Raw genomic sequence first — 1,955 nt, forward strand, 5'->3', positions numbered from 1 at the left:
CTCAGTTCAATTTGTTCGTCTTCACTGAGCACGATGTCCTGAGAGTTCATGTGATCACTCCAAGTACTGACTGACCACAGAAGCATAGCTCAGGCTAGAAACTTATTTAAGAGACAGGACACTAGCGACACGAAAGTGCACGCCATCGTTACTGACCAGCCAAAATTTGCGCTCCTCGCTAGTGTGATGGACTTGCAACTTGCTGGGCAGATAGCAGACAGGATCGAACATCTGCCCCAATGCACCTACGCCCTGTCCCGAACAGGGGCTGCTACGGTTACTGGACACCGAGTACCAGTACGCGCGGCCATCTATGATCCGGTAACCGGTATCCCCCACAATGCCATCATCCGTTGTGTCGGGGCAGTCCCGCTTCCGATCCGGTGCTCGATCGTTGGCGATGGAGTCCTCTAGGCTTGCATCGAACCAGCTTTCCACGCAACTGGACGGTTCAAAAGCTTGACATGCCACAGGGAGCCAGAATGTGCAGCACAGCAGCGCTACGGTAGCGAGGGTCTTGAAGTGGATCATGGATTTATCCAGCTAGTGGCGTCTGAACGCCAGTGAAATGGTGGGCGATGCCATGCACATCAGGCTGACGCGCCTGAATCAGGGGCATCTGAGATACAGCCTCCAAAAACTTGGCAACGACCGAAGTTGCCCCCCCTAAATGGCAGTAGGCAAGGCCCTGACCTCACCGACGGAGGTAACATGGCACCAAGACCAAATTGGATTTCAGCTTTAGCGATTCACTTAATTACGCCCCGTCGATAACGACGCCGCCACAGCAGCCTGCTCACAAACACCTGCCCGCGGCACCAGCTGGATATCCACCCGACGATTGGCCGCGCGCCCCGAAGCAGTGGCGTTATCGCCAATCGACTGGCTACCTGCGGCACCCTGCACGGCGAAGCAGCTGTCGGGAATATCGCCCATGCGCTGCATCCAATTACGCACGGCCAAGGCACGAGCATAGGACAGTTGAAGATTCTGCTGAGCATCTCCCGAGTTGTCGGTATGCCCAACAATAACGATCAACCAACCCGGCTGGGCCTTGATGTTGACCAAGGCCTTGATCAGCACTTTGGTCGAGCCCGGTTTGAGTTCGGAACTGCCAGCATCGAACAGTGACAGGCTGTCCAAACGTACCGGGTCGGGTGTTCGGTGTTCTTGCTGGACCAGTTGAACCAGGCGTTTGTCTGGATCAGCCAACCAATCACGCCACAAAAAGCCACTGACCAGTGCGATTGTCGCAGCCACGGCAAACAGCCATTTGGCGATACGCCGCCGCTTGGTCTGCGGGGATGCCGTGGGCACTTCTGGCATAGGCCGAGCGGGCAAAATCATCACCGGCGTCGCAAACGCCGGTTCCGGTATTATCCGGGGTTGAGGCAGTGTTTCACCCAAGTAAAGGTTTCGTTCCAGGCGTTGCAGCAGGCCGCCCACCTGATGACGTAGCGCCTGCAACATAACTTGGGGGATTTGTGTCTGACGTTCCAACTGTACGTTTAAACGCATGAGTTCATTATCCAGATGCGTAAGGGCTGGCACCGTGCGTGGGCTTATCTCTTGGCTGCGCAGCAACGGCTGCAATTGGGCGAACAACCAGGCCAAGATATCCAGGCGGACTGAGGCCATCGGCGGCCACATCCGCGACCATTCATTGCAAAGTGCTTCAATCAGCACCACCCCTTGCGCCATGCCTTCCAGACCATAGCGTTGGCTACGCGCCAGGGCAAAGGAGACGGCGGTTTGCAAATCCGCTCCATTCTCGCGGAACAGCGTCAGGCACAACTGCTCCACCTTGGCCCAGTCGATATCCGGACATGCCGGATGAGTCAGTTTGGTCAGCTCGTCACGCAGTGCCGTAAACTCGCCAAAGTCGCGCGGGTCACCGCCGACTCGAATACGCATTTCAAATAACGCCGTCATCCAGCTTCCTTTCCTTTACGGGT

1 protein-coding gene is annotated in these 1,955 nt (G+C 56.4%); it reads right to left on the bottom strand.

Annotated features, from left to right (window positions below; genetic code table 11):
• Window positions 1-753: 753 nt before the first annotated feature.
• Window positions 754-1,932 carry an OmpA family protein gene (locus ACZYSM_RS29065; RefSeq protein ID WP_489077102.1) on the bottom strand — a complete coding sequence of 393 codons (1,179 nt, stop codon included), beginning with the start codon at window positions 1,930-1,932 and terminating at the stop codon, window positions 754-756.
• Window positions 1,933-1,955: the final 23 nt, after the last annotated feature.

The sequence above is a fragment of the Pseudomonas sp. F220 genome (genome assembly GCF_057813935.1).

What these genes read in the sequence shown, in the direction of transcription:
- ACZYSM_RS29065 (WP_489077102.1), bottom strand. Translation starts at nt 1,932, where the DNA reads ATGACGGCGTTATTTGAAATGCGTATTCGAGTCGGCGGTGACCCGCGC.